Annotated in this window: 2 protein-coding genes and 1 pseudogene; 2 read left to right on the forward strand and 1 reads right to left on the reverse strand. The window is 57.3% G+C overall.

What is annotated here, in order from left to right; all coding sequences use genetic code 11:
- Nucleotides 1-831: Imm71 family immunity protein (locus F7R02_RS25150; RefSeq protein ID WP_151210311.1), on the forward strand; the 831-nt coding region annotated here is incomplete at its 5' end.
- Between the two features lie 224 nt (nucleotides 832-1055).
- Nucleotides 1056-1322 (forward strand): annotated as a pseudogene (locus F7R02_RS25160) (DotU family type IV/VI secretion system protein); the annotation flags it as partial.
- Between the two features lie 146 nt (nucleotides 1323-1468).
- Here the strand turns inward: F7R02_RS25160 and F7R02_RS25165 are convergent.
- Nucleotides 1469-1750, reverse strand: a complete 282-nt coding sequence (locus F7R02_RS25165; protein ID WP_002801620.1) for a hypothetical protein — start codon at nucleotides 1748-1750, stop codon at nucleotides 1469-1471.
- Between the last annotated feature and the right edge of the window lie 236 nt (nucleotides 1751-1986).

Genomic DNA, 1986 nt, shown 5'->3' on the forward strand with positions numbered 1-1986 from the left:
GTGCGCAGGCTGCGCAAGGGCGACAAGCGCGTCTTCAAGTTCGATGCCAATGGCGAATTCGTCATGGGGCATCGAATCGTCAGCCATTTCATTCAGCTGATTTGGCGAATCGAGATTGGTGAGAATGGTATAAACAAGGACTTGACGCCGCTATGGGATGAATTTTCTGAATGCCTTGAAAAGATGCGTCATCTCGGAAACGAAATCTGGGCAGATATCATCGAAGGTCGTTACTTCGAAGATCCAGCCCATAACATTTATGGAGAATGGTTCCAGAAAAATGTTTCCAGGATGCATTTTCCTCCGGTCATTCCGGACGTACCTGACCCCGTTGAGAACACGCTGGTTGCCACTGGCAGTCGTATCCCCTGCTCGGGCATCTGGGAGCCGGTCGATGCGCCGAAGCCAAAGAAATTCAGCCTGTTTTCCAAGCCGAATGTGCCAAACGGTTTCCTGCCGTACATCGCGGCAATGAACTACTTGCATGGCGGCTCTGCCGCACCAAAAGCCAGCCAAGAGATCGAAGATGACGTCTTGAATATAGATGTCGTCTGGCGCCTGCTCTGGCGCGACGACCGCTACGAGGACGGCACCATTCCGGAAGAAGAGGCCGGCTATGTATTCATCCAGCCCGATGACCGTGCGGCCATCGTCGCAGCAAGCGATCAACCGCAGCGCCGGCAAGTATCGGCCATGAGCGGTCAGCGCGCATCCCAGGCCGGCCGTTGGCTGGTCATGGACGGTCTCAACGCGGCCGCGCAGTTCAACGAGGGCGACGAGCTTCCGTTGCACGAAGGCCGCAAGGTGCAATGGGTACTGGCCGATCAATAACGCGCTAAATGGATGCGGCGCTAGCCCCGCCCTCCTGCTAGCCGATGCCGGCCTGGCCTGGTGCTTCGAGCAAGCCGCCGGAGAAGGCGATGCGGTGCATACGGTGGCGGCGATCCCGGTGCGTCCGGGCAGCTGTACGAGCGCATGCTCAAGGCGCAGTCCATGATGCTCTACGTGCCGGCCGGTATTCATGACCTGAAGATGGAACTTGTCGCGGTGACCTCATGATGCATTCGTTGCCACCCACCCCCGGTCCGATGCCGTCGCTGACGTCACAGGGCACGCACGGCCTGGCGAGCGCGCCGCAGTCCCAGCCGCAGAGCCTGCTCGACTTGATGGCCGACGGCTTCAACCTGTTGCTGCTGTTCAAACTCGGGCAGATGCCCGGCGACACGGAATCCGTCGTGCAGTCGGTGCAGAAATTCCTTGATGCAGTGGAGCGCGGCGCGGTCAAGCTCGGCATCTCCTCCGAGGACATCTACACGGCCAAATAGAGGGTCGGCATAGAGGGTCGGCAGAGATTCGTGTAAAAAAACAGCTAAAAGTTAGCTAACTCGTTGTCAGCATAGAAATTTTTCAAGAATCCCTGCCGACCCTCATGATCCCTTCCCCGCCCAAGAAGGCCCAGCAGCTGCGATCAGCTGAAACGTCTGTGGCGGATCTGCTTGCGTTCTTCTTCAGTCAAGTCATCGATGTGGATGTAGTGGACTCCTTGTCCGCGGGGAGCGCTGAGAAGCTGCGACTCGATCTCGCCCTGGCCGTCGTCGGGCAACGAGATCAGGCCAACAATCGTTCCGTGCGGGGCGACCCGCCATAGCGCTACACGCTGGAAGATGCGCTCTTCACCGGTATCGGTGGAGGGATAGGCGGCGTACCAACCATCTGCAGGCAGGTAGCGAAAAGAACCGTAGTCATTCATAACGTCTCTGGCTCAATGCGGGATGACGCCATGATCGTAGATATGCGCGGAAATACGGGCGATACGAGCGTTTCTGATTTCGCGCTGCGATTACGCCCCTCGCAACTAAGGAAGGTCTGAACAACTCTCAAGACCTAAAAATATCAGCATAGAGAGCGCCAGTAACGCGTAAATTGGGTATGTAAGACGAGATTTTGCGCTTATCTGGCGGCTTCAGCTGCCGCCGGACAGCATTA

The organism is Xanthomonas cissicola (genome assembly GCF_008801575.1).
Lineage (GTDB): Bacteria > Pseudomonadota > Gammaproteobacteria > Xanthomonadales > Xanthomonadaceae > Xanthomonas > Xanthomonas cissicola.